Annotated in this window: 16 protein-coding genes and 3 pseudogenes; 10 read left to right on the top strand and 9 right to left on the bottom strand. The window is 70.1% G+C overall.

Going from position 1 to position 24,188, the window contains the following annotated elements; all coding sequences use genetic code 11:
- Positions 1 to 116 precede the first annotated feature (116 nt).
- Entirely contained in the window at positions 117 to 863 is a 747-nt protein-coding gene (gene ppgK, locus ACGF8A_RS19990; protein ID WP_393109900.1) for a polyphosphate--glucose phosphotransferase, read from the top strand.
- Between the two features lie 29 nt (positions 864 to 892).
- Here the strand turns inward: ppgK and ACGF8A_RS19985 are convergent, their stop codons facing one another.
- Positions 893 to 1,507: a DUF6542 domain-containing protein gene (locus ACGF8A_RS19985; protein WP_393109898.1), complete on the bottom strand. Its 615-nt coding sequence runs from the start codon at positions 1,505 to 1,507 to the stop codon at positions 893 to 895.
- Between the two features lie 195 nt (positions 1,508 to 1,702).
- On the opposite strand from ACGF8A_RS19985, the gene ychF reads away from it, so the two are divergent.
- On the top strand, positions 1,703 to 2,791 hold the full coding sequence (ychF, locus tag ACGF8A_RS19980; RefSeq protein WP_393109896.1) for a redox-regulated ATPase YchF: 1,089 nt from the start codon (positions 1,703 to 1,705) through the stop codon (positions 2,789 to 2,791).
- A 108-nt stretch (positions 2,792 to 2,899) separates the two neighbouring features.
- Here the strand turns inward: ychF and ACGF8A_RS19975 are convergent, their stop codons facing one another.
- Positions 2,900 to 3,592 (bottom strand): tyrosine-type recombinase/integrase, encoded by a 693-nt coding sequence (locus ACGF8A_RS19975; protein ID WP_393109894.1) that lies wholly within the window; start codon positions 3,590 to 3,592, stop codon positions 2,900 to 2,902.
- Positions 3,593 to 3,596: 4 nt separating this feature from the next.
- A complete protein-coding gene (locus tag ACGF8A_RS19970) occupies positions 3,597 to 3,887 on the bottom strand; it encodes a hypothetical protein (RefSeq protein ID WP_393109892.1) in 291 nt (96 codons plus the stop codon).
- Between the two features lie 22 nt (positions 3,888 to 3,909).
- Between ACGF8A_RS19970 and ACGF8A_RS19965 the strand changes: the two are divergent.
- Together ACGF8A_RS19965 and ACGF8A_RS19960 are read left to right on the top strand one after the other, a co-directional pair.
- A pseudogene (locus ACGF8A_RS19965) lies at positions 3,910 to 4,732 on the top strand (DUF3631 domain-containing protein); the annotation flags it as partial.
- A gap of 180 nt (positions 4,733 to 4,912) precedes the next feature.
- Positions 4,913 to 5,281 (top strand): annotated as a pseudogene (locus ACGF8A_RS19960) (hypothetical protein); the annotation flags it as partial.
- Between the two features lie 1,230 nt (positions 5,282 to 6,511).
- Here the strand turns inward: ACGF8A_RS19960 and ACGF8A_RS19955 are convergent.
- The 4 genes from ACGF8A_RS19955 to ACGF8A_RS19940 all read right to left on the bottom strand — a co-directional run bounded on the left by ACGF8A_RS19955 (position 6,512) and on the right by ACGF8A_RS19940 (position 9,522).
- Positions 6,512 to 7,057 carry an HAD domain-containing protein gene (locus ACGF8A_RS19955; RefSeq protein ID WP_393109890.1) on the bottom strand — a complete coding sequence of 182 codons (546 nt, stop codon included), beginning with the start codon at positions 7,055 to 7,057 and terminating at the stop codon, positions 6,512 to 6,514.
- Between the two features lie 33 nt (positions 7,058 to 7,090).
- Entirely contained in the window at positions 7,091 to 7,783 is a 693-nt protein-coding gene (locus tag ACGF8A_RS19950) for a class I SAM-dependent methyltransferase (protein WP_393109888.1), read from the bottom strand.
- Between the two features lies 1 nt (position 7,784).
- Positions 7,785 to 8,696: an aminoglycoside phosphotransferase family protein gene (locus tag ACGF8A_RS19945; RefSeq protein ID WP_393109886.1), complete on the bottom strand. Its 912-nt coding sequence runs from the start codon at positions 8,694 to 8,696 to the stop codon at positions 7,785 to 7,787.
- A gap of 76 nt (positions 8,697 to 8,772) precedes the next feature.
- Positions 8,773 to 9,522 carry a hypothetical protein gene (locus tag ACGF8A_RS19940; RefSeq protein WP_393109884.1) on the bottom strand — a complete coding sequence of 250 codons (750 nt, stop codon included), beginning with the start codon at positions 9,520 to 9,522 and terminating at the stop codon, positions 8,773 to 8,775.
- A 223-nt stretch (positions 9,523 to 9,745) separates the two neighbouring features.
- Between ACGF8A_RS19940 and ACGF8A_RS19935 the strand changes: the two are divergent.
- Positions 9,746 to 10,972 (top strand): annotated as a pseudogene (locus ACGF8A_RS19935) (tetratricopeptide repeat protein); the annotation flags it as partial.
- A 483-nt stretch (positions 10,973 to 11,455) separates the two neighbouring features.
- Here ACGF8A_RS19935 and ACGF8A_RS19930 read toward each other — a convergent pair.
- Together ACGF8A_RS19930 and ACGF8A_RS19925 are read right to left on the bottom strand one after the other, a co-directional pair.
- Entirely contained in the window at positions 11,456 to 14,761 is a 3,306-nt protein-coding gene (locus tag ACGF8A_RS19930; RefSeq protein WP_393109882.1) for a GH32 C-terminal domain-containing protein, read from the bottom strand.
- A 153-nt stretch (positions 14,762 to 14,914) separates the two neighbouring features.
- The gene (locus ACGF8A_RS19925; protein WP_393109880.1) at positions 14,915 to 17,848 is read right to left on the bottom strand and encodes a GH32 C-terminal domain-containing protein; all 2,934 of its coding nucleotides are present in this window, start codon (positions 17,846 to 17,848) and stop codon (positions 14,915 to 14,917) included.
- Between the two features lie 267 nt (positions 17,849 to 18,115).
- Between ACGF8A_RS19925 and ACGF8A_RS19920 the strand changes: the two genes are divergently transcribed.
- The 5 genes from ACGF8A_RS19920 to ACGF8A_RS19900 all read left to right on the top strand — a co-directional run bounded on the left by ACGF8A_RS19920 (position 18,116) and on the right by ACGF8A_RS19900 (position 24,021).
- Positions 18,116 to 19,150: a LacI family DNA-binding transcriptional regulator gene (locus ACGF8A_RS19920; RefSeq protein WP_393109878.1), complete on the top strand. Its 1,035-nt coding sequence runs from the start codon at positions 18,116 to 18,118 to the stop codon at positions 19,148 to 19,150.
- Between the two features lie 146 nt (positions 19,151 to 19,296).
- On the top strand, positions 19,297 to 20,601 hold the full coding sequence (locus ACGF8A_RS19915) for an ABC transporter substrate-binding protein (protein WP_393109876.1): 1,305 nt from the start codon (positions 19,297 to 19,299) through the stop codon (positions 20,599 to 20,601).
- Positions 20,602 to 20,667: 66 nt separating this feature from the next.
- Positions 20,668 to 21,603, top strand: a complete 936-nt coding sequence (locus tag ACGF8A_RS19910) for a carbohydrate ABC transporter permease (RefSeq protein WP_393109874.1) — start codon at positions 20,668 to 20,670, stop codon at positions 21,601 to 21,603.
- 2 nt (positions 21,604 to 21,605) lie between these two features.
- Positions 21,606 to 22,478, top strand: a complete 873-nt coding sequence (locus ACGF8A_RS19905; protein ID WP_393109872.1) for a carbohydrate ABC transporter permease — start codon at positions 21,606 to 21,608, stop codon at positions 22,476 to 22,478.
- Between the two features lie 76 nt (positions 22,479 to 22,554).
- A complete protein-coding gene (locus ACGF8A_RS19900; RefSeq protein ID WP_393109870.1) occupies positions 22,555 to 24,021 on the top strand; it encodes a glycoside hydrolase family 32 protein in 1,467 nt (488 codons plus the stop codon).
- Positions 24,022 to 24,188: the final 167 nt, after the last annotated feature.

The following is a 24,188-nucleotide window of genomic DNA, read 5'->3' as shown; positions in this document are numbered from 1 at the left end:
GCCACGCGGGGCGTGACGCCGGGCAGGGCCGCCGATGGGGGGCGAGGGCACCTGGCGCGGTGGCCGCGGCCGACCGCGGCCTCGTGACTGTCGGTGGTCCGTCGTAACGTGGTGCCATGCAGATCTTCGGCGTGGACATCGGCGGATCCGGGATCAAGGGCGCTCCTGTGGACCTCGACAGGGGTGACCTCGCGGACGAGCGTTTCAAAGTGCTGACCCCTCACCCGGCCACGCCGGAGTCGGTGGCCGACGGCGTCAAGCAGGTCGTCGACCACTTCGGCTGGACCGGCCCGATCGGCGCGACGTTCCCGGGCGTCGTCACGGGCGGCGCCATGATCCGTACGGCGGCGAACGTCGACAAGGCCTGGATCGACAAGGACGCGCGCGTGCTGCTGGGCGACCGCCTGGGCGGCGTCCCGGTGACCGTGGTGAACGACGCGGACGCGGCGGGCATCGCCGAGATGACCTTCGGCGCCGGGCGGGACCGCAAGGGCACGGTCGTCGTGCTGACCTTCGGCACCGGCATCGGCAGCGCCGTCTTCACCGACGGCGTCCTCGTCCCCAACACCGAGCTGGGACACCTCGAACTGCACGGGCACGACGCCGAGAAGCGAGCCTCCAGCAAGGCCAAGGAGGACCACGACATGTCGTGGGAGCACTGGGCGCACCGGGTGCAGCAGTACCTCGCCCACGTCGAGATGCTCTTCTCCCCCCAGCTGTTCGTCATCGGCGGCGGCGTGAGCCGCAAGGCGAACAAGTTCCTGCACCACATCGAGGGCATCAAGGCGGAGATCGTGCCGGCGGAGCTGCAGAACAACGCCGGGATCGTGGGGGCGGCGATGAGGGCGGCGCAGGCGGGATAGCCCGGGGCCGGCGTCACCGGGGCGGCCGTTCACACAGGCGGGCGATTGCGCACCGGTCGCCGCCGCATGTGCCGCACCTTCCGCACGGTCACGATCGACCCGGCCACAAGAGTCCCCCCGTACAACCACCCCGCCTGGGTGGCCAGCGCGGTGAACAGGCCCACGGCACGGCCGCTAAGCCCCTCCCCGCTCTGGGCGACCGGCACCAGTCCCAGGACGAAGGCGATCGGCACCACGATCGGCACGGTCACCAGGTCGACCCCCCGCACCCACACCGCCGTCAGCACACACACCGGCAGGAACAGCACGCCGTAGACGACGAGCGACCGCCCGAGCAGCAGCGCGTCGAGCAGTCCGAGCGCCAGCATCACCGCCCCGCAGAACAGCCCGCAGCCGAGCCCCGTGAGCCGGGGGTTGGGCAGCCGCCGTACCGCCTGGACGAGGGGCGGGGCAGGCCGCCGCCCCGCCGCCGCAGAGCGCGCCGCACCGGCGGGGCGGCCCTTGGGCCGTGCTGCGGCGGGCTTGGCGGGACGCGCCGCCGAGCCGCCGCCGGCGCCGCGCCGCGCCTGCGAGGGCAGGGGTGTCGGCGGCGAGGTCCCGCGTCGCGGTCCGTGCTGAGTAGAACGCGCCCTGTGTTGCTCCACTAGGCCAACTTAGGTCGATTAATGTGCCAAATAGGCCGTCCGACACGCCGTTGGGCAGAGCTTGGCCAAGCGTTCGACAGGGCGCCCGGCCGGATGCCGGTACCCCGTAAACTGGTGGATCGGCCCGCCGGTCCCCGGCTCCCGGCCCCTGGCCCCCCGGCCCCCATGCCCCTCTCACGTACGGGAAGTCGCAACGTGTCGCTCACGATCGGAATCGTCGGTCTGCCGAATGTCGGCAAGTCGACCCTGTTCAACGCCCTGACCAAGAACGACGTGCTGGCGGCCAACTACCCGTTCGCCACGATCGAGCCCAACGTCGGCGTGGTCGGCGTCCCCGACCCGCGGCTGGCGAAGCTCGCCGAGATCTTCTCCTCGGAGCGGGTGCTGCCGGCCACGGTCGACTTCGTCGACATCGCGGGCATCGTGCGGGGCGCGTCCGAGGGCGAGGGCCTGGGCAACAAGTTCCTGGCGAACATCCGCGAGTCCGACGCGATCTGCCAGGTCATCCGTGCCTTCAAGGACGAGAACGTCGTCCATGTCGACGGCAAGGTCTCGCCCAAGGACGACATCGAGACGATCAACACCGAGCTGATCCTGGCCGACCTCCAGACGATCGAGAAGGTGCTGCCGCGGCTGCAGAAGGAGTCGCGCATCAAGAAGGACGTGGCGCCCAAGGTCAAGGCGGTCGAGGAGGCCAAGGAGATCCTCGAGAAGGGCGACACCCTCTTCACCCACGGCATCGTCCAGGGCAGCGAGCGCGCCGAGCTCCTGCACGACCTGCACCTGCTCACCACCAAGCCCTTCCTGTACGTCTTCAACGTCGACGAGGACGAGCTGACGGACGACACCTTCAAGGACGAGCAGCGCGCCCTGGTCGCCCCCGCCGAGGCGATCTTCCTCAACGCCAAGCTGGAGGCGGACCTCGCCGAGCTCGACGAGGACGAGGCCCTCGAGCTCCTGCAGTCCGTCGGCCAGGACGAGCCGGGCCTCGCGACCCTCGCCCACGTCGGCTTCAACACCCTCGGCCTGCAGACCTACCTCACGGCCGGCCCCAAGGAGTCCCGCGCCTGGACCATCAAGAAGGGCGCCACCGCCCCCGAGGCCGCCGGTGTCATCCACACCGACTTCCAGAAGGGCTTCATCAAGGCCGAGGTGATCTCCTTCGGCGACCTGGTGGAAACAGGCTCGGTCGCCGAGGCCCGCGCGAAGGGCAAGGCGCGCATGGAGGGCAAGGACTATGTGATGCAGGACGGGGATGTGGTGGAGTTCCGCTTCAACGTCTAAAGCGTCTGGCGAAAGGCCGTCTGACCTGCGGCGGAGCGAGTTGGGCGGCCTTTGCGGCCCGCACAGAGTCCGCAGCGTGCTGACTTCGGTCAGCGCGCGGGGGAGCGGCTACGCCGCTTCGTCGACCTGCGGCTGGGCATCGGCCGACTGGTCCGCGTACGCCTTGTCGACGGCGGCCCGGGTCCGCTCCTCGGAGTCGGGCCACAGGTGGGTGTAGATGTTCAGCGTCATGGCCGCGTTGGTGTGGCCGAGGCGCTCGGAGACCGTCTTCACGGACTCGCCGTGCTTGATCAGCAGGCTGGCGTAGTGGTGCCGGAGGGCGTGGGGTCCGGTGCCCTTCGGTATGCCGGCCTTCGCGCAGGCGGGCCGCCAGGACCCGTCCATGAAGTGCGTGTAGACCACGGGTCCGCCTTGCGGCGCCGTGAAGATCCAGCCTTCGGGCCCATCGGCGGGGAAGTCCCGCAGGTGGGCCTTCATGGCGTCCACCGCCACGCGCGGGAGCGGGACCGTGCGGTGCGAGCGCGCGGTCTTGGGCGGGCAGACGTACACGCCGTGCTTGGCGGTCTGCTGGATCTGCTGCTCGACCGAGACGGTCGCGTGCAGCAGGTCCACGTGCCGGAGCTGGAGGCCGAACAGCTCGCCGGGGCGGAGCCCGGTGGCCGCGCCGAGCAGCACGAGGCCCTTGTAGCGGGCGGGTATCTCCTCGGACAGCGTCCGCACCTGCTCGACGGCCAGCGGCACGACCTTCTTCCGGGGCACCGAGGGCAGCTTCGCCTCGGCGCAAGGGTTGTGAGGGATCATCCGGTCACTGGACGGCTGCCCGGAAGACGGCGTTGACCGTGTTGAAGACCGTCCGTGAGGTGCTGGCGGCCAGCCCGTGCGTGGTGGTCAGACCGGTGACCCAGCTCTGCACGTCGCCGGGCTTGATGGCGCCGAGTGCCCGCTTCTCCCAGGCCGGGTAGACGTAGCAGCGCAGGTGCTGGGCCACCGCCTTGGCCGTGGAAGGCCGGTGCGGCTGGATGGCCCGCCATTCCTCCGCGTACTCCCTGAAGGGCTTCTTCGCCGACCGCGGATCGACGTACTGGCCGGTGACCACGCTGGCCGTGACCTCGTCGATCCACCGCTCCGCCTGGCGGATGTCCGGCCCGGAACACAAGCCGACGGCGTTCCCGACCTTCGCCATGGCCGCGCTGGCGGGCATCGGCGACCTGCCGGACACGATCATGGACCGCGCGGTCGTGCTCCGCATGCAGAAGCGCAAGCCGGGTGAGCGCATAGCCCCGTTCCGCTCGCGGTATTCCGTCCCGGAACTGAACGCGCTGCGCGACCGGCTGACCGCCTGGCTGGCCCCGCTGCGGAGCGCCGCAGAGGGCTTGGTTCCGCAGATGCCGGTCGAAGACCGGGCCGCCGACACGTGGGAACCGCTGGTCATCGTCGCCGACCTGGCCGGCGGGCACTGGCCCACGCGGGCTCGTGCGGCCTGCCTGGCGATGACGCGCAACGAGGTGGTCCAGGACGAGCAGACGACGCTGAAGACCCGGCTGCTGCGGGACATCCGACGTGTCTTCGAGCGGCAGGGCGACCGGGAGGCTCTGCGCAGCCACGACATGCTCGCCGCCCTCCTCCAGGACGCCGAGGCACCCTGGGCCGAGTACGGCACCAAGGGCCTGAACGCCTACCACCTGGCCAACCTGCTGCGCGACTTCGGCATCAGCCCGGCCAACCACCGCTTCGAGAACGGCAGGCAGGCCAAGGCATACGCCCGCAACCAGTTCCTCGACGCCTGGGCCCGCTACTGCCCCGACCCCGCCCCACCCGGCACCTACAGCCGTCGAGCCCGCGCTCGCACGTCGAGCCCAGGGCAGGCCGCCCGTCCCTCCGTCCGGAACGCTGCCCATCGGGCCGCCCGGCGGGCCTGCCGGCCCCAGGCCCACTCGCTGACACCAGCTCCGTATCAATCCGTCGCATCCGTCCCCGCGCAGGTCAGCGCGGGGACGGAGTTCCTTGCCGATACGGATCACTCCGTACCTGCGACCGCCTCCGTACCTGTCCTGACCAGCTACGGGACGGATGCAACGGACGTGACGAAGCCCCACCGCACACAACCACCGGAGCGCCACCATGCCCGAACCGAGCACCGACAACGCCCCCACCCGCCGCCGCAAGGCATTCTTCGGCCTGACCCGCCGATCAGCAGCAAGCTGGAGCGAACGAGCCTCTAACGAGGCTTCGTCCGCGCTTGCCCCCGCCCCAGGGGTGGCGGAAGAGAAGGCCGGGCGCCAGGGGGCGCCCGAGCCGGAGAAGGGCACAGCCGAGACCAGCTGCCCGCCCGCACCCGACTCCGTCGCCCCTCGCACTCAGCCGCCGGCCGATGTCCAACCGCCTGTCGAGCAGCCCTCCTGGCGGGACCTCGATGCCCCCGTTCTGCCCGCGCTGATGAACCGCAAGCGCACCGTGGAGAAGCGCGACCAGGAGAAGACCATCCGCTTCCGCTCTCAGTGAAGTCGGCGTAGTTGAGCTGCTGGTCTTCGCCGTGGTGGGAATAAGACGAGGCAGCCGGTCCTTCGCCGAGGACGCGGGTGATCTCCTCCAAGGTCATCCCGAAGTGCAGGGGGCCTACTCCTACGTACGGCGTGAACGTCCACTCGGCACGTTCCTCCTCCCGGGCGATCCGCCACGGGCCGCAGTACCCCGCCTCGCTCCCCGGGGCGACCACGGGCGGCTCGGGTGCAGATTCGTGCGAGGCGGCCGATCTGGGCGTGGTCCGGTCCTTACGCCGACGGCCGAGTCGTTCCGGAGCCGCGGTGTCCTCGGGCTGCTCTTCCAGCCAGCGGATCGCCTGCTCCTGGTCCTGGCCGAACGGGTCTTCCGCCAACTCGCCTGCCCGGTCCAGGGCCGCGCGGCGCTCGTCCTCCGCAGTGACGAGGCCGGTGACATCCTTCCCCCAGGCAGCCAGCCGTTCCCGGGCGATCCACCGGTAGTACGAGTCCGCGCTCACGGCAAGGACCTCGCGAACGGCGGGCGCGTACCGGGGTACGGACGAGGCGAGGGCGGGGTCGGCCAGGAGCAGGGCGGTGGCCGCGAGCGCGGCCTCCCTCACCAGTGGATCGTTGTCGTCGCAGAAATCCGCGATGTGGTCGTGGAGTATTAGCCTTGCCGCACGAGCGGCAGCCAGATCCTGCGTTGTGCCGACGCCGTCCTCGACGTCCAGGCGGGCGATGTCGGCGAACGAAGCCAGCCAGTTCAGCAGTTCGGCACGAAGCGACCGCCGACCGGCCCTGCGCTCCCACCGGCCTTCGGCGAGGGTGCGCGGATCGTCGAGAAGACGGGCGAGGACCAAGGCCGCCGGAGCGGTCGCCGGAAACACCTGCTTCCGATTGAGGAGCAGCCGATACAGATCCCCCACCGCCCGCACCCGGCGGGCCGGGTCCGTGGCGAGCACAGCGCCGAGGATGTCCGGTGTGTCAGGCACACCGTGCTGGCCAGTACAGACATGCGGCAGCCCCTCCCAGGCGGTGCCGGCGAGCTCTGCCTGTGCACTGGGTGGCAGAGAGCCGGCGGGAGCATCAGGAAGGTCTGGGGTCATGTCGTTGATCACGGCCGCAGTGTTCCAGCCGGCTCCGACATCAGCGCCGCCGATACGTGCCCAGACCGCAGGCGGCTCACGCTCGAGCAATGGTCTGTTGCCCTTGCTGCCACGAGCAGCGAGGGCATCAGTCGTCAGGCGGCGCGGGCTGTGGGTAACTGCGCGACCCACCTCGTGACCTCGGTCAGGTGCTCGGGCTGTAGACCGAGGTGCGGGTCGGGCTGAATGAGGAGGGTCGCCGTTCCCTGCGCAGTGCGCTCCACCGCCCATTCGTGGTCGAGGCCGGTGAAGTCGTCGTCGATCCAGACGGCGGGGGCATCGCCCAGCCAGGCGTCGACGTGGTCCCGCTTCCACAGGTAGCCGTTGGGGTGGCTGGTGGTGATCTGCGGACGCGGGAGATCGACATGCGACAGGGTTGGAAGGCCGAGGAGCGGGCCGATGAGGGTGGTGGCGTCCTGGCGCCAGCTGGTGCACCAGACCGGGGTGACCAGGCCGGTGCGGATCACGTCCATGAGCATGGGGCCGTGGGATGGGTCGAGCCAGACGGTGACCGGGTTGTCGGCGCTCCGGCCGGTGGGGACGACGTCGTGGCGGGCGTGGGTGGCCGGGGCCGAGCCGTCCGGGTGGGGGAAGGGTATGAGGACGCCGTCGATGTCGAGGAGCAGGTAGGGCGGGCGCATCGGTCCTCCAGGGGCCGGGGCGAGGGGCGGCGGTCAGAGCTTGCGAGCGCGGATCAGCAGGGTGGTGGGCCAGTGGCCCATGCGGGGGTCGTGGAACTCCTGGGCCGAAGTGAGCCAGAAGCCTGCCTGACTGAGGTGCTTCTCCCACCGGTCGGTGGCGAACTCCCAGCGGGCGATGGGGAGCCGGGTGCGGTCGGGAAGGGTGACGTGGTCGCTGCGAGGACGGTCGTCACCCGAAGGGCTTCGGCCGCCACGCTGCGGGTGCGGGACGGAGAAGGCGAGCACCCGGCCGGGCGTGAGGCGCTGGGCGACGGCCGGGAGCAGGAGCTCGGGGGCGACGAGGCCGACGGCGCCGAAGATGGAGTAGATCGCGTCGAACTGCTCGTCGGAGGCTTGCAGATAGTGCAGGGCGTGGCCGGCGACGAAGGTGAGGTTGTTCAGCCGTCCGTAGTGGGAGCGGGCGCGGCGGACCTGGAGGCCGACCAGGTCGACGCCAGTGACGTGGGCACCGTGGCGGGTGGCGAGGTGGGCGGCGTTGTGGCCGGGGCCGCAGCCGAGTTCGAGGAGTCGCTTGCCGCGCAGGTCGGGGCCGAGGATTTCGGCTCCGGGACCTTGGCCGGGTCTCGTGGTCCATTCCATCCGGGCGGGTACGGCAAGGGGTTCGGCGAGGCCGGCGTTGGTGCGTTGGAGGGCGTGGGCGTGCCAGGGGGATGCTTGGGCGAGCACGTCAGATCTCCAGGAGGTGCAGGACGTCGGTGAGGTGGCGGCGGACGGCCTTGATGTAGGCGGGGTCGGTTGCCGGGTCGTTGATCCAGCGGATGGACTGCTCCATGAACCACTCGACGGCCCACATGCGGTGCCAGCCCAGGGCCCAGTTCTCGGCGGTGAGCCCGCCGCGCGGGGCGAGGACGTCGGGGGTGCCGCCGGCGGTGACGTACTGCTCCAGGAAGACGCGCAGGCGCACAGGGTGCGGGGGCTCGATGGTGCCGTGCCAGCTGGCGAGGTCGAGCAGACCGGGGCCGGTGAAGGCGCGGGCGAAGTCGAGCAGCCTCCAGCCGCGCTCGCCGATGTGGAGGCTGGTGGGGTGGAACTCGGAGTGCACCCATCCGAAAGGTTCCAGCGTCGCTCCGGCCGAGCGGACCTCGGCGGCCTGGGCGATACGGTCGAGCGCGTCCGCGACGTCGTCGACGTCGTACCATCGGTCGGCCTTGCGCAGCCGTTCGAGATGCTCCAGCGCCTGGGCCGGGAGCGTGCGCAGCCGGCCCTGGTCGAGGACGGGCAAGGGCGGAGCCGTACGGGTGCCGTGCAGGACCACGGCCGCGGCGACGCCGTCGATGTCGTCGGCCTCGCGGACGGAGGGTCCGAGGTCCTCCATGAACATGCCGAGCCAGCCGTCCAGGACGGCGGAGGCGTGGACCTGGGGGACGGGAACACCGAGGGTGTGCGCCAGGCGGAGGGCCTGGTCCTCGCTGTCGAAGGGCTTCTTGGCGTACTTGAAGATGGCCGTGGTGCCGTTGGGGAACGCCACGCGCTCAACGCCGGACATGGACCACACGCGCACCTCCTCCCGTACGGCGGTGGTCTGGCCGGTCGCGGTGAGCAGATTGTCGAGGAGTTCGGCGCTGGGGTTCGCGGTCACGTGAGGGCTCCGGGGGATGGTGGCGTCCGGGGCGGGCGAGAGATACCGACCCGCCCCGGAGCCTGATCGGGTGGGGTTACGCGGCGGGGTTCACGCGGTGGGCGTAGACCTGCTCGATCCAGCCCGTCTTGAACGCGGCGAGGTCGTCACGGAAGTTCGCCATCGAGGCACCGTAGGGCGCGACTACGCCGCCGGACTGGTCCGGCACGGACTGGCAGCCGTGCACGAGCCGGCCGCCGAGCGCGGCGTGGGCCTTGATGGACTCGATCCGGCGATGCTCGTTGAACCAGCCGCCGTGGTAGACCTCGTCGAGCATCCCGCCCATCTCGTCGTCGAGGTCGAAGACGACGGAGGTGGCGGCGGGGAAGGACCAGCACGGGCCGACGTTGGAGATGTGCCCGTCCAGCTCGACCTTGTTGAGCGCCATGAGCGTGGCCGCCTCGCGGAGCATCCGCAGGTGGCCGGCGGTGATCTGCGGGAGTCCGAGGCCGGCGAGGTGCTCGTCGCGGAAGAGGTAGGCGTACACCTCGTACGCGGTGGCCAGGACACGGGCCGCGTCGGACGTGGATTCGCTGTGCTGCTTGATGAAGTCGAGCGCGAGCTGCTCCACCGAGTTCTCGGTCGTCTCGTCCACACCGAGGAGCTGGGCCTTGACCAGCTCCCAGTCGGCGACGAGCCAGGTGTTCGACTCGAAGCGGAAGAAGTACTCGGCCGGGTCGATCGTGATGCGCCGGCCGTCGACCTGGATGCCGGGCAGGCGGCTCCAGCGCGGGTCGAACGCCTCGGGCAGCTCGACCGTGATGGCCGTGGTGTCGATGGTGGTCACCGTGTCTCCGTCTCTGATCGGCCGGGTTCGGGCACAGGAATGCCCGAGCCCGGTGTGGGCGTACGGAACTTCGGGGTGCCGCCCGGACCAAGAGGGAGCCTGGATCACGGTCGTGCCGTTCCGGGCGGCTGCTGATAAGTGAACCTGTGGTCACGCTCAGTGGGTACGGTGGAGGGCAGTTGAAGCGGTATACGCGGTTTACAGCTCCGGAGTGGAGGCGATCGTGGCGGCGCAGAGAGACCTCAATTGCCGTCTGCGCGACGTCATCGAGGCGGTCGACTGCACCTACGAGGGCCTCGCCAGAGACGTGCGGCGCATCGCCGCCGAGAACGGCGAGATCCTCCAGACCAACAAGTCGGCCATCTCGCACTGGGTGAACGGCACCCGCGCCCCGTCGGGCCGGGTGGGCCAGTACCTGGCCGAGGCGCTGTCCCGCCGAGCGGGACGTACGGTCACCCGTACCGAGATCGGCCTCCAGGCCGGTGATGGCGAAGAGTCGGCGGAATCCGACCCCGTCCTCGCCGTCACCGACCTGGGCCGCGCCGACGTCGAGCGCCGCCGCTTCCTCACCATCGCGGCCTTCACCACCGCTGGCGTCGCCATGCCGCTCGGTTACGACCACGAAGCCACCGCCCGCATGCTCCGCGCCCGCACGGGCACGTCCCTGGTCGGCGCGGAGGACGTGGACGTCGTACGCCATATCACCGCGGCCTTCAGCGCCGCCGACGAGCGCCTCGGCGGTGGGCACGGCCTGACCACCGTCACCGCGTACCTCGCCGACACAGCCGCCCCCATGCTGCGCGGACGCTTCCCCAACGAAGCCTTACGCCGGACAGCCTTCGGCTCCGTCGCCGAACTCGCCTACCTCGCAGGCTGGAAACACCACGACCTCGGCCAGGAAGGCGCCGCCCAGCGCTACTACCAGGTCGGCTACAAGCTCGCCTGCGAAGCCGACCCCCACGGCCACGCCGCCTGGATGATGCGCGCCCTCGCCCACCAGGCCCTGAGCCTCAAGCAGCCCCACCACTGCGTCGACCTCGTCGAAGGCGCCCTACGCACAGGTCTCGGCCACGTCGACGGCCAGACTGAGGCCCTCCTCCACATCACCCACGCCCGCGCCTACGCAGCCACCGACGAGAACCCGTCGGCCGCACGCGCCCTGCTCGCCGCCGAGGACGCCCTCCTACGAAACGACGGCCCCCAACCCAGCTACTCCCGCGTCAGCGGCCCCGCCGCCGGCACCGTAGCCAGCCACACGGCCCGCACCCTGACCGACCTCGCCGACCACATCGGCACCGAGCAGCAGCACCGGGACGCCCTCACCCGCTGAGACCCCGAAAAGTACAAGCGCGTCCACGCCCTCACCCACGCGGACCTCGGCGACAGCCTCGCCGCCCAGGCCCGCGCCGACGAGGCCGTCGCCGCCTGGACCCAGGCCCTGGTCCTGATGCATTGTGCCGGGCGAGCGGCGGGGACACTCAGTCCGCAGCCAGTCCGCAAGACACTCGTAAACGCCTGTCGGGAGCCAACGTGCGCCAACGGAGAAATCCCAGGTCAGGGGCTATGGGAGGCTCCGCCGCAGGTCAGGATCAGGCCGCAGACATTCCGCTTCAACACATGACCTCCACCACGTCCTGATGCGGTGGAGTTCGATGCGGAGGCGCTGGTGGTCCGGGGGAGGCCGGAGGGTTTGGTCCGGCCTCGTCGGCGATCCTTGGCAGTCAGGGGTTCGTGCCTGGGACCGCCATGATGGAGGGGCGTGGCCAGGAGCCACCTGGACATGGGGCAGGGGCGGGCGGCCGGGAAGGGCGCCCGCCCCTGCTCGGCGAGCAACTGAGGCCTCGAAGGAGCCTGGGGCGGTTCCCTCTCAGGGCTGTGAGACCTCAGTCGCCGTGGCTTTCCGTCCCTCAGTGCAGGACGCGCCATGTTTCGCTCAGCCAGCCATGTTGCCCATCTTCCAGATGGTCATGGACTTGACGATGCTGCCGTCGCCGAAGAGGCGCAGTCCGAGGGAGTCCTGTCGGAAGGGGTAGGCGCGGGTGGTGATGGACTTGTGGCCGTTCGCGTACGCCTCGATCATCGAGCGGTCGAGGAACACGTCGAGGGTCAAGGTGCCGTTGGAGAGAGTCAGCGGGCCCTTGTGGATGCCGAAGCCGGGCTCGGCGCTGGAGTTGTTCCCGGACCGTGTCCGGTCGACGCCCAGCTGTCCTGCGGGGGCGTCGTAGAAGAGGCGGGTCCGTTCCTCGTCTCCGGGGCTGCGGAGTACGTCGAGCCCGAAGGTGTCGGCGCTGCCTCGCTCCAGGGTCAGCTTGATGTGGAGCATGTCCCCCTTGATGCCGGCCAGGCGGGTGTTGGCGTCGCTGAGGGAGGTGGGTTCACTGACGTCCAGGAGCGGTTCGCCGGTGTGGAGGCGGGAGACCTCCTCCACGGGGCGGAATCCGAGGTCGCCGTCGGGCCGCATGGACAGCTCGATGGGCAGGCCGGCGTTGTGGGCCCATCCGGCGTCGTAGTGGGCGCGTTCGGTGCGCCGGTCCTGGGCGATGCTGAAGACGAGGGAGCGGCCCTTGTCGTCCACCGTTCCGCTGGGGCCGGTGAAGTGGTCGCCGTAGTCCATGAGCCGGGGTTCGGTGGTGTCGGGGGTCCAGCGGCGGGCCTGGACGTCCCAGGTGCCGACCCAGTAGTAGACGTACTTGCTGCTGTACTCGCCGGGGCCGGCGGGGAAGGCCGGGTTGACGAGCAGGGCCCGGCGCTCGCGGCCTTGGGCGTCCTTGCCGATGGGCAGGAAGGTGGGCAGCTCCCAGACCTGGCCGGTCTTGGGGTGGGCGGCCGCATCGCCGACCATCAGGGGGCCCGAGTAGGTCCAGTCGGTGAGGTTCTTCGAGGTGTAGAGCAGGGCTGTGCCGCCGATGTCGGTGCCTGAGGTGGTCTGGACGCCGGAGCCCATCAGCTGGAACCAGGTGTCGCCTTCCTTCCAGACGAAGGGGTCGCGGAAGTCGCCGAAGCGGACCTTGCGTCCGGCGCCGACGTTCAGGTCGGCGGTCTGGCTGGTGACGAGGGTGGGGTGCATCTTCCATTCGACCAGGTCGCTGTCGTCGGGGTCGACGGGGCGGGCGAGGCCGGTCGCCTGGTTGGGGCGCTGGGCGTCGTTGCCGGCGGTGAACAGCAGGACGGGCACGCCGTTCTCGTCGTAGGCGGCGTCGCCGGACCAGACCCCGTCGGGGGCCACGCTGTCCTCGGTGGGTGCGAGGGCGACGGGCAGGTCGCGCCAGTGGACCAGGTCCTCGCTCACCGCGTGTCCCCAGGCGATGTTGTGCCAGTAGGGGCCGTGGGAGTTGTGCTGGTAGAACAGGTGGTACTTGCCCTTGTACTGGACGGGGGCGTGGGGCTCGTTCATCCAGTGGTTCGGTGCGGTGAAGTGGTAGCCGGGACGGTAGCGGTCCCCGTCGTAGCGCGACCGGTCCATCTCCATCTGGGCCTTGGGAGTCGTGCCTCCCGCGAAGGTCTGGACGTCCTTCTGGTGGCCGGCGGTGACCGATGCCGGGGTGAGGGCGCTGTTGTGGATCTTCACTTCGTCGATGAGTCCGTTGAACATGTTGACGGCGAACGTGCCGTTGATGATGGCGGGCTGGTTGTGACGGCCGATGATCAGGGGAACGTCGGCCTTGGCCAGGCGCGCTGTGGTGGGGATGGCGGTCTGGGCGACCTCCTCGCCGTTGAGGAAGAGCCGGATCGCACCCTCGCCCGGGGCGAAGACCGCAGACAGGTGCGCCCACTCGCCCGCTGCCAGGGCCGCCTGCTTCGGGACCGTCACCTCGTACCACGCGTCGCCGGTCCCGATCCCGAACTGCCACCTGCCGTGCCGGCCGACACCGAGGGAGAAGCCCCGCTTGGCCGCCTTGTCCTGCTGGTTGACGACGGCGGAGGGCTTGCCCTCGTCTCCCCACTCGAACGCGCGCGGTGCGACCCACGCCTCGACGCTCAGGCCATCCGTGGACAGCTGCGTCTGTGACGCGGCGCGGGTGACCCAGGTGGAGTAGCCGTCGAACAGCAGGGCACCGGAGAGCACACCGTCGTCCTCGTTCTTCGGGCGCCAGAGCGGGTCGCTGTCCGGCTTGTACTGTGCGTCGGTGAAGACATAGCTGATGGGGTCGGCGGCCTGGCTGACCTTCTCCCGGGTCGTGGCGCCCCGGCCCTCGCCGAAGTCCCAGTGGGCGGCGAGTCCCCGCTGGGAGGGATCGGGTGCGGGGTCGGTGCCGACGCGGACGTCGTCGAGGTTGATGTGGCCCCAGCCGCCGGTGGCCTTGTCCACGAGGGTGACGCGCAGCTGCTTGCCGAGGTGGTCGCGGGCGTCCCAGGTGATGCGGCGGTACGCCTCGTCGTCGGTTCCGGTGGCCTTGTGCAGGATGGTTCCGTCGAGGGTCGTCAGGGCGGCGTAGAGGTCGTTGTCGTTACGGCCGCCGGAGACCAGGAGGCTGACCATGCCGGTGCCGGTCAGGGTGAACGGCTCGGACGTCACCGTCCCGGTGGCGGAGTCGCCACCTGCGGCGAATCCCCACAGGTGATGGGTGCCGGCGTGCTTGAAGCAGCAGCCCCAGCCCCAGCCGGTCTCGTCCGTGACGGCGCCGTCGAAGGCGGTGCCGGTGGTCGTCCAGCCCTTGAGGTCGCCGGTCTCGAAGCCGGGGTTCGACAGGGCGGTCACCGCGGGTGCGGGGTCGGTGCCGACGCGGACGTCGTCGAGGTTGATGTGGCCCCAGCCGCCGGTGGCCTTGTCCACGAGGGTGACGCGCAGCTGCTTGCCGAGGTGGTCGCGGGCGTCCCAGGTGATGCGGCGGTACGCCTCGTCGTCGGTTCCGGTGGCCTTGTGCAGGACGGTTCCGTCGAGGGTCGTCAGGGCGGCGTAGAGGTCGTTGTCGTTACGGCCGCCGGAGACCAGGAGGCTGACCATGCCGGTGCCGGTCAGGGTGAACGGCTCGGACGTCACCGTCCCGGTGGCGGAGTCACCGCCGGCGGCGAAGCCCCACAGATGGTAGGAGCCCTGCTGGTTGAAGCAGCACCCCCAGCCCCAGCCCGGGTCGTCGGTGACGGCACCGTTGAAGGCGCTGCCGGTGGTGGTCCAGCCGCTGAGGTCGCCGGTCTCGAAGTCGGGGTTGGACAGGTCGGTTCCGGTTGCGCTGGCGGTCTGCGTCATCAGGGGTGAGGTCAGACCCAGGCAGATCGTGAGCGCGAGCAGCAGGCGCACCAGGCTGCGTCTGGTCGCGGATCTCGATGGGGCACGGGTTCGCATTCGAACCTCCGTCGGTGTGGGGTCGGGTCGATCGAGCGGAGCAGGACGCCGGCTCTGGGCGCGGCACGGTCCAGGGCCGACGCGTACGCGGGATGAGCTGGGCGGTGGTCAGGCGCGCCGGACAGGGACGTTGACGTCGTCGACGTTGATGTGGCCCCAGCCGCCGGTGGCGCGGTCGACGACCTCGACGTAGATCCGGTCCCCGATGTGGGCGGAGAGGTCGAAGACGACGCGGCGGTACTGTTCGGTGCCGCGGCCGGTGGCCTTCGCCAGCACCTTGCCGTCGTCGGCGCGGACGACGGCGGCATAGAGCCCGTCGGGGTCGTCGCCGCCGGCTACGAGCAGGTCGATCACGCCGTCTCCGCCGAGGACCACGGTGGCGGAACGCAGGACTCCGGTGGCGCTGTCTCCGCCGCCGGTGGGGTTGAAGCCCCACAGGTGGTGGCCGTCCGGGTCGCCTTCGGTCTCGGCCTGGTAGAAGGGGCCGCCCCAGCCCCAGTCCGTGCGGGTGGTGACGTTGGCGTCACTGAAGGTCGTGCCGGAGACGACGGTCCATCCGGTGAGATCACCGGTGGCGAAGTCGTGGTTGGGCAGTGCGTCGACGTCCGTAGGGCGCGGCGGGTCGTACGCGGCGGGTGCGGTCGGCATGTCGTAGGCGCCGTTCATGCGCCAGACGTCCAGGGATATGACGCGGGCCGATCCGCCCTCACTTGTCAGGCGCAGGCCGGTGGCGTCCTCGCGGGTGGGATAGACGCGGCTCGTGATGCTGTTGGTGCCGTTGACGTACGCCTCCAGCATCGACCGGTCGAGCAGGACCCTCAGCTTGAGGCGCCCTGCGTCGAATTCCACGCCGCCGCCGTGGACGCCCTTGCGGACGTCCGGGTCGAGGCTGGAGCGGCTGCGGTCGATCAGGAAACGTCGCTCGGCCGTGTCGTAGGTCAGCAGAGTCTCCTCCGTGCCGTCGGCGCTGGCGCGGACGGCCAGGGTGATCGTCCGCGCGCCGCGCGGCTCGATGACGGCGCTGATGTCCAGCAGGTCGCCGGATACCTCGGCGAGCCGCCGGTTCGCTTCCACCACCGAGGTCTGCCGGATGCGGGCGAGTCGCGCGCCCCGCAGGCCGGCGGCCTCGGCGATCGGTTCTACCCCGAGGGTTCCGTCCGGGCGCAGGGAGACCGACACGGGCATGCCGGCGTTGTGCGCCCAGCCGGACTGGGCGTGCTGCTGCTCCGTGCGGCGGTCCTGGGTGATGCTGAAGACCACGGACCGGCCGTCGGGGGTGCGGAAGCCGGACGGGCCGGTGAAGTGCTCACCGAAGTCGAACTCGCGAGGCTTGTCGTGGTCGGGCACGAAGCGGTACCGGCGCTTGTCGAAGGTGCCGATCCAGTAGTACGTGTGCTTGACAGCGTTCGGGTTGAACCCCTCCCACCACGGCGAGATCAGCAGGATGTGCTTGCCGGTGCGCCGCCCCCTGGGGCCGGGGAGCGGGAGGAGCACCGGCAGCTCCCACACCTCACCGGGCTCGGGAAGCGTGGCCAGGTCGTTCCAGTGCAGCGGCCCCTGGTACGTCCAGGGCCCCTCGGGGCGGCGGGCGGTGTAGAGGAGGGCGGTTCCGCCGTGCTTGCGGGTGACCTGCGCCCCTTCGTAGTCGACGATGCCGCTGCCGACGAGCTGGTACCAGACGCCGTCCTCTTCCCAGACGAACGGGTCCCGGAAGTTCTCCGCCCACGCGGTACCCGGGCCGGCCGGCAGGTTCGCCGGGGCCTCGGTGACTGGTTCGGAGCGCATGGTCCAGGTGGGCAGGTCGGTGTCGCCGTCGTCCTGGTAGGCGGACACGGCGAGCCCGGTGCGCTGGCGATAGGGCAGGCGGTCGTCGCCGCCGGTGAAGAAGAGGACCGGGCCGCGGTCGCCGTCGACCCAGGCGGATCCCGACCAGATGCCGTCCGGGCCGGCCGAGTCCGCGGCGGGGGCAAGGGCGATGGGGAGGTCGCGCCAGTGCACCATGTCGGTGCTGACGGCGTGCCCCCAGTGGATCTGGCCCCAGAAGGGTCCGAGGGGGTCGTGCTGGTAGAAGATGTGGTACTTGCCCTTGAAGTACACGGGCGCGTGCGGCTCGTTCATCCAGTGCCAGGGCGGCAGCATGTGGAACTGGGGGCGGTGCCGGTCGCCGTCGAAACGGGACCGGTGGGGGGTCAGGTCCGGGCGGGGCACACGGCGACCGGGCAGCGAGGCGACCTTCTCGGCGTGCTCACGCTGGGCGGTCGCGTCGTCCAGGGCGCCCGGGCGGATCACGAGGCTGTCCATCAGACCCATGTACATGTTGGCGTGGAACTCGCCGTTGAGCAGGGTCGGACGGTTGTGCTTCCCGATGAGGAGAGGTTCTCCGGGCGCCGGCTCGGGGGCCTTGTCCGGGGTTGCGGCGGTGCCGATCAGGCGGCCGTCGAGGTAGAGGCGCAGCTGGTGGGCGGCCGGGTCGTAGGTGGCCGTGAGATGGCTCCACCTGCCCTTGGCCGCCGGCTGGCCCGCGTCCCCCCTGACCTCGGTCAGGTCGGTGCCGAAGCCCAGCTGGAAGACGATCTGCCCGAAGCGGCGCAGGCCGAGCAGGAAGCCGGTTCTCGCACCCGGATCGTGCTGGTTGACCAGGGCCTGGGGCTTGCCGTCGATGCCGTGCTCGTAGGCGTAGGGGGCGATCCACACGTCGACGGTCATGCCGCCGGCGAGGTCGAGCCGCCCGGGTCCCTCTGCCGTGACGACGGTGGAGTAGCCGTCGAAGTACAAGGCCCGGCCGCGCACGCCACGGCGGCGTACGGGGTCGCTGTCCGGCTTGTACCGGGCGTCGTTGAAGACGTAGTCCACCGGGGTGGCAGATCCGGAGACCGCCTCGCGGGCGACCGCGCCGGACCGTTCGTCGAAGTCCCAACGAGCGGTGGGCTTCCGGGGGCCGGAACGCCCGCCCCTGGCGGCGGAAGCGGGGGCGAACGAGAGCGGCACGACGGCACCGCCGACGGCGGCGGATACGACCCTGAGGGCGGTTCTTCTCCTCATGCTGCCTCCTGGGCTGCGACAGACGGTGACCTGACGGTCTGCAAATTCGATTTAGGTGATGGGTCGGCATGGTTCGGGCACCGTCGTCGCTAAAGCAAGAGCTAACGCATACGAACTTCGGCCTCGCGCTGCTTAAAAGTGCGCAAACTGCTACAGAAAGCCACCGTTATGCAGGCGAGATGTCCAGGGTGTTGACAGCGCATGACGGGTGAAGCACTCTCATCGCATCTTGCTAATCCGATTTAGCCGAGCGGAGCTGATCCACCGATGACCGAACGCCGCGTGACCATGGCCGACGTCGCCCGCGAGGCGGGCGTATCGCCGACGACCGCGTCGTTCGCCCTGTCCGGCCGGACCGACATGCGCATCTCCGACGCCTCCCGGGAACGGGTCCTGGAAGCGGCCAGGCGACTGGGCTACCGCCCGAACGTCACCGCGCGCAGCCTTCGCACGAAGTCCACGCAGACCATCGGACTCGTCTCGGACCGGATCACCACCACACCGTTCGCCGGCGACGTCATCCGCGGCGCCATGGAGGCCGCCCGCGAGCAGGACCACCTGCTGTTCATCACCGAAGCCGGCGGCGACCGCGCCGCCGAGTCCTCGCTGGTCCACGCACTGCTGGACCGCCAGGTCGACGCGGTGATCTACGCGACGATGTTCACCCGGTACGTCACTCCCCCCAAGGAGCTGTTCGGGCACCGCGTGGTGCTGCTGAACTGCCTGGCCCCCGGCTTCGACGCACCCTCCGTGGTCCCCGACGAGCTGGAAGCCGGCCGGAGCGCGGCCCGCGCACTGCTCGCGGCCGGCCACACCGAGGGCATCTGGGCGATCGGCGGCCACCAGGCCGTCCCGGCCACGCCCGAGGGGATCATCGCCGGCAACGAGCGTATGCGCGGCCTGGAGGAAGTGCTCCGCGAGGGCGGCGCCCGCCTGGACGGCGTCATCGAGTGCGACTGGGACACGCTGGACGGATACCGCGAGGTGTCCGCCCTGCTGGCGGCCGGGATCCGTCCCCGGGTACTGGTGTGCCTGGCCGACCGGGTGTCCTTCGGCGCCTACCAGGCGCTCGGGGAGGCGGGGCTGTCGGTGCCGGGCGACGTGTCGGTGATCTCGTTCGACGACCAGGACATCGCCTCCGTGCTGCGGCCGGCGCTCACGACGCTGAAACTGCCGCACCACCAGCTCGGACGCCTAGCCGTGGAGCTGATCCTCCGCGGCGGGCCGCTTGAGGCGGCCGTACACCGCGTGCCCATGCCGCTGAGGGAGCGCGCCTCGCTCGGGGCCCCTGCCGGGCAGTGACACCGGCACCCTAGGACAGTCGTCCCGCCACCCGTTCCGGTGACTTCGAAGCGGGTGGCGGGACGGCCACCAAGAACAGCGACCGACACGACCGGTCGCCCAGGGCGGGTCCTGCAAGACCCGCCTCCGTGAGATGGAGGAACCTCGTGGTGTTCAGAACAAGGCGCCTCGCTGCTGCGAGTGTAGCCGCCGCTGCGGCGACCGCGCTCGTCGCCGGGTGCGCGTCCGGAACCGGCGGGAGCTCGTCGGGGGCCAGCGGTGACACGCTGACCCTGTGGACGCACAACGCCGGCAACTCGGCCGAGCTGGATGTCGTCAAGAAGATCATCAAGGACTTCAACGACTCCCAGGACAAGTACACGGTCGAGCTGCAGTCGTTCCCGCAGACCGACTACAACAACTCCGTCGTGGCCGCCGCCTCGGCACGCAAACTGCCCTGCCTGCTCGACGTGGACGGCCCCAACGTCGCGAACTGGGCCTGGGGCGGATACCTCGCCCCCATCGACGTGACCGGCAGCGAGGTGCCGGTGAACGACCAGCTCGACAGCACCGTCGGAACCTACCAGGACAAGCTCTACTCCTTCGGCTTCTACGACGTCGCCCTGACCTTCTTCGCCCGCAAGTCCGTCCTGAACGAGCACGGCATCCGCATCGCCACCATGGACAAGCCCTGGACCAAGGACGAGTTCGACGCCGCCCTCGCGAAGCTGAAGAAGAGCGGCACGTTCGCCTACCCGCTCGAGATGGGCACCGGCGGCAGCGGCGAGTGGTGGCCGTACGCCTACTCCCCCCAACTGCAGAGCTTCGGCGGCGACCTGATCGACCGCAACGGCTACAAGACCGCCGTCGGCACCCTCGACGGCAAGGAGTCCGTGGAGTGGGGCGACTGGTTCCGCTCGCTGGTGACCAAGGGCTACATGGCGAAGAAGTCCGGAGCCGACCCCAACAAGGACTTCCTGGCCGGCAAGAGCGCCATCCAGTGGGACGGCAGCTGGAACGCCACCAAGAACGCGGAGAAGCTCGGCGACGACCTGGTGATCATCCCGCCGGTCGACTTCGGCAAGGGCCCGAAGATCGGCGGCGCCTCCTGGCAGTGGGCCATGAGCTCCACCTGCTCCAACAAGGAGGGCGCGCAGGAGTGGCTGAAATTCTCCCGCCAGACCAAGTACTTCGTCGATTACGCCAAGGCGACCAGCACCATCCCTGCCACGAACGACGCCGCGACGCAGATCAAGGACTACCAGCCGGGCGGAAGGTTCGCCGTGCTCACCCGGTTCGCCCAGAAGTACGCGACGGTGCGTCCGGTCACCCCGGCCTACCCCTTCATCTCCACCGAGTTCCAGAAGGCGGCCCAGGACATCCTGGCCGGCGCCGACCCCAAGAACGCCCTCGGCCGGGCCGCGAAGAACATCGACAACAACCTGAAGACGAACAACAACTACTCAGGCTGACCCGCCCCGGTCCGGTTCGGGCCCCCGACCGCACCGCCCGAACCGGGCCGGCTCCCTGGAGCTACCGTGACCACCAAGACCGCAGCCCCCGAGCGGCTGCGTCCGGTCCGGCGAACCCGCGCGAACAACGCCCGTCGCCGTGAGAGCCTCACCGCCCTCGGCATGGCCACCCCGGCCGTCGTGCTGCTGATCGTCTTTCTCGTCGTACCGGTCGCCCTCGCCTTCGCCCTGGCCTTCACCGACGCGAGGCTCATCTCACCCACCCCGGCCCGCTTCGTGGGCCTGAGGAACTTCACCCAGCTCTTCGAAGACCCGGTCTTCTACAAGTCCCTGCGCAACACGGTGTACTTCGCCGTCGTCGTCGTCCCGCTCCAGGCCGGCCTCGCCCTACTGCTGGCACTGCTGGTCAACGCGAAGGTAAGGGGCGTCAACTTCTTCCGCACCGTCTACTTCCTGCCGGTCGTCACCTCGATGGTCGTGGTGTCCCTCCTGTGGACCTTCCTCTACCGGAAGGACGGCCTGGTCAACCACGTCATCTCGACACTCACCCTCGGCCACTTCCAGGGCCCGGACTGGCTGGGCGACCCGGCCACCGCGATGCCCGCCATCATCCTGATGTCGGTGTGGCAGGGCGTCGGCTTCCACACGGTCATCTGGCTGGCCGGCCTGCAGACCATCCCGGCCGAGCTGTACGAGGCCGCCGAACTCGACGGCGCCACCACCTGGCACCGCTTCCGCCACGTCACCTGGCCGGGACTGCGCGCCACCCGCACCTTCGTACTCGTCACCATCACGATCGCGGCCTTCAGCCTCTTCACCCAGATCAGGGTGATGACGCAAGGCGGCCCGCTCGACTCCACCACCACCGTCGTCTTCCAGGCGGTGCGCACCGGCTACGACCAGCAGCAGACCGCCTACGCGGCGGCCATCTCGCTGATCTTCTTCGTACTCGTCCTGACCGTGTCGCTCGTCCAGCGGTTCCTGACCCGGGAGAAGGACTGACAGTGACCTCCCTCCTCAAGCGGCTCGGCGGCCATGCCGGCCGCATCGTCCTGGCCCTGGTCTTCGCGCTCCCGCTCGTCTTCATGCTGGTCTCGTCGTTCAAGACGGACGACCAGATCTTCGGCGACCTGGGCTCGCTGAGCGCGTTCCTGCCGGTCGGGCCCCTGTCGCTGGACAACTACACCGGAGTGTTCGACCGGGTCCCCGCGGCACGGTTCCTGCTGAACTCCGTGCTGATCTCGTCGATCACCGTGGTGCTCGGCGTCATCATCAACAGCCTGGCCGCCTTCGCGCTCTCCCGCATGCGGTGGCCGGGCCGCAAGCTCGTCCTGACCACCATCATCGCCACCCTCATCGTGCCGTTCGAGACCTTCGCGCTGCCGCTGGTGTGGTGGGTCAACCAGCTGCCGCTGCTGCGCGTCAACGGCTTCCACCTGGAGTGGACCACCGGCTGGATGGACACCTACCAGGTGCAGATCCTGCCGTTCGCCGCCAACGCCTTCTCGATCTTCTTCTTCCACCAGTTCTTCCAGAGCATCCCCAAAGAACTCGACGAAGCGGCGATCATGGATGGCGCCGGCTGGTTCACCATCTACCGCCGCATCGTGATGCCGCTGTCCGGTCCGGCCGTGGCCACCGTCGCCATCCTCACGTTCCTGCCCGCCTGGAACTCCTACCTGTGGCCGCTGATGGTCGTCCAGAGCGAGGAACTGCGACCGGTGATGGTCGGCATCTCCTACTTCTTCCAGCTGAACGTGGGCTGGGGCCAGATCATGGCCTACTCCTCCATGATCACCGTGCCGATCCTCGCCCTCTTCGTGGCGTTCCAGCGGTCGTTCGTCAACAGCATCGCCTCCACCGGCGTCAAGGGCTGACCCCCACACCGCACTGTCGCTCTCGCCGCGTCCTCATGACTTCCGTGCGCTTCGCACGCCCTGAGAAAGGCCCCGCGTGTCCACGTCGCCTGCCGACCCCCACCTGCCCGCGATCCATCTGCGACCGCCCCGCAACTGGATCAACGACCCCAACGGCCTGGTCTTTCACAACGGCCATTACCACGTCTTCTTCCAGTACAACCCGTACGGCCCCCAGCACGCGCACATGCACTGGGGCCACTACCGCAGCCCCGACCTGCTCACCTGGGAACCCCTCCCCGTCGCCCTCGCCCCCACGCCCGGCGGCCCCGACGCCGACGGCTGCTACTCGGGCAACGCCGTCTCCGTCGACGGCCGCATGGTGGCCTTCTACTCCGCCCACCGCGACGACCGCTGGTGGCAGCCGGTCACCACGGCCGAGTCGCACGACAACGGCCACACCTGGACCAAGCGCCCCCACCTGCTCATCGCCGAACCGCCCGTCGGCACCACCATGTACCGGGACCCCTACGTCTGGCGGCAGGAGGACCGCTGGCGGATGCTGGTCGGCTCCGCCCTCGACGACGGCCGCGCGGCGGCGCTGCTGTACGACTCCGACGATCTGGAGCACTGGACGTATCGCGGTCCCTTCCACACCAGCAACGCCGATGCCGGCGCGGCCCCGGTCGGCTGGGAGTGCCCCCAGTACGCCACCTACGGCGACCAAGGTGTTCTGATCCTCAGCGACTGGACCCCGCAGGGCGGCCCCAGCCACACCAGCGTCGTCACCGGCCAGGAGAAGGACGGACGCTTCGAAGCTGCCACGGCCCCCGTACCGCTGGACCACGGCCCCGACTTCTACGCCCCCGCCTTGCTGAAGGCCCCCGGCGAAGACCGCTGGCTGATGTGGGGATGGGCCTGGGAAGCCCGGGACGACGCCTGGGCGCACGAAGCGGGCTGGGCAGGCGTCCTCACCCTCCCCCGCGAGGTCACCCTCAACGCCGACGGCACGGTCGCCCAGCGCCCCGCCCGCGAACTGCTGACCCTGCGCGGCCCGCTTGCCCTGCACGGAACCGGGCACGTCACACGGACCGAGCCGGCCGAACTCGGCCAGCTCGGACACACCTTCGACCTCACCGCTGCCCTCGTCCCGGACACCACCGGCACGAGCGGCCTGCGCCTGATCACCTCGGCCGACGGCTCCGAGTACCTCGACATCAGCCTCGACCCCACAGCGGGCCGCCTCGTCATCGACCGTGCCCACGCCTCACAGGACGCGCGGGCACGGGGAGGGGCGTACACCGCTCCGTGGCCGGCCGCGGCACGCCCCAACGCCCCCGTCGAGCTCCGCGTGATCGTGGACCGCTCGATAGCCGAGGTCTTCCTGGCCGAGGAGCAGGTCCTCACCCTGAGGTTCTACCCGTCCACCGACGGACCATGGAGGCTGCAAGCCCGGACGACAGGCGCAGGACGCGGCGAGTTCGCCGTCGCGGCCTGGAACCTGACCGCAGCAGACCTCCCCCGAGAAGCCCAGTTGGCGGGCCGAGGGGCACAGGGCGCTTGATTCCCGGGCCGCGCAGGCCCTCAAGGCCGGCCCATCCGCACACGGACGCGCCACGCGCCCTCCGCGCTGTGTGCGGCAGAGACATGTCCACCGCAGCACCTCCCGCCCTTACGGCGCCCCTCGGCTGCATTCCGTGGCGCGAGGCGACAGCCCCGCGCCCTTCCTGA

Source organism: Streptomyces sp. NPDC047706, assembly GCF_043204795.1.
Taxonomy (GTDB): Bacteria; Actinomycetota; Actinomycetes; order Streptomycetales; family Streptomycetaceae; genus Streptomyces.
The sequence above is the reverse complement of the archived record's forward strand: the minus strand, read 5'-3'. Positions and strand labels throughout refer to the sequence as shown.

Coding starts and splice junctions, on each gene's coding strand:
- ACGF8A_RS19920 (WP_393109878.1), top strand. CDS start 18,116: ATGACCGAACGCCGCGTGACCATGGCCGACGTCGCCCGCGAGGCGGGC.
- ppgK (WP_393109900.1), top strand. CDS start 117: ATGCAGATCTTCGGCGTGGACATCGGCGGATCCGGGATCAAGGGCGCT.
- ACGF8A_RS19925 (WP_393109880.1), bottom strand. CDS start 17,848: ATGAGGAGAAGAACCGCCCTCAGGGTCGTATCCGCCGCCGTCGGCGGT.
- ACGF8A_RS19975 (WP_393109894.1), bottom strand. CDS start 3,592: ATGATCCCTCACAACCCTTGCGCCGAGGCGAAGCTGCCCTCGGTGCCC.
- ACGF8A_RS19955 (WP_393109890.1), bottom strand. CDS start 7,057: ATGCGCCCGCCCTACCTGCTCCTCGACATCGACGGCGTCCTCATACCC.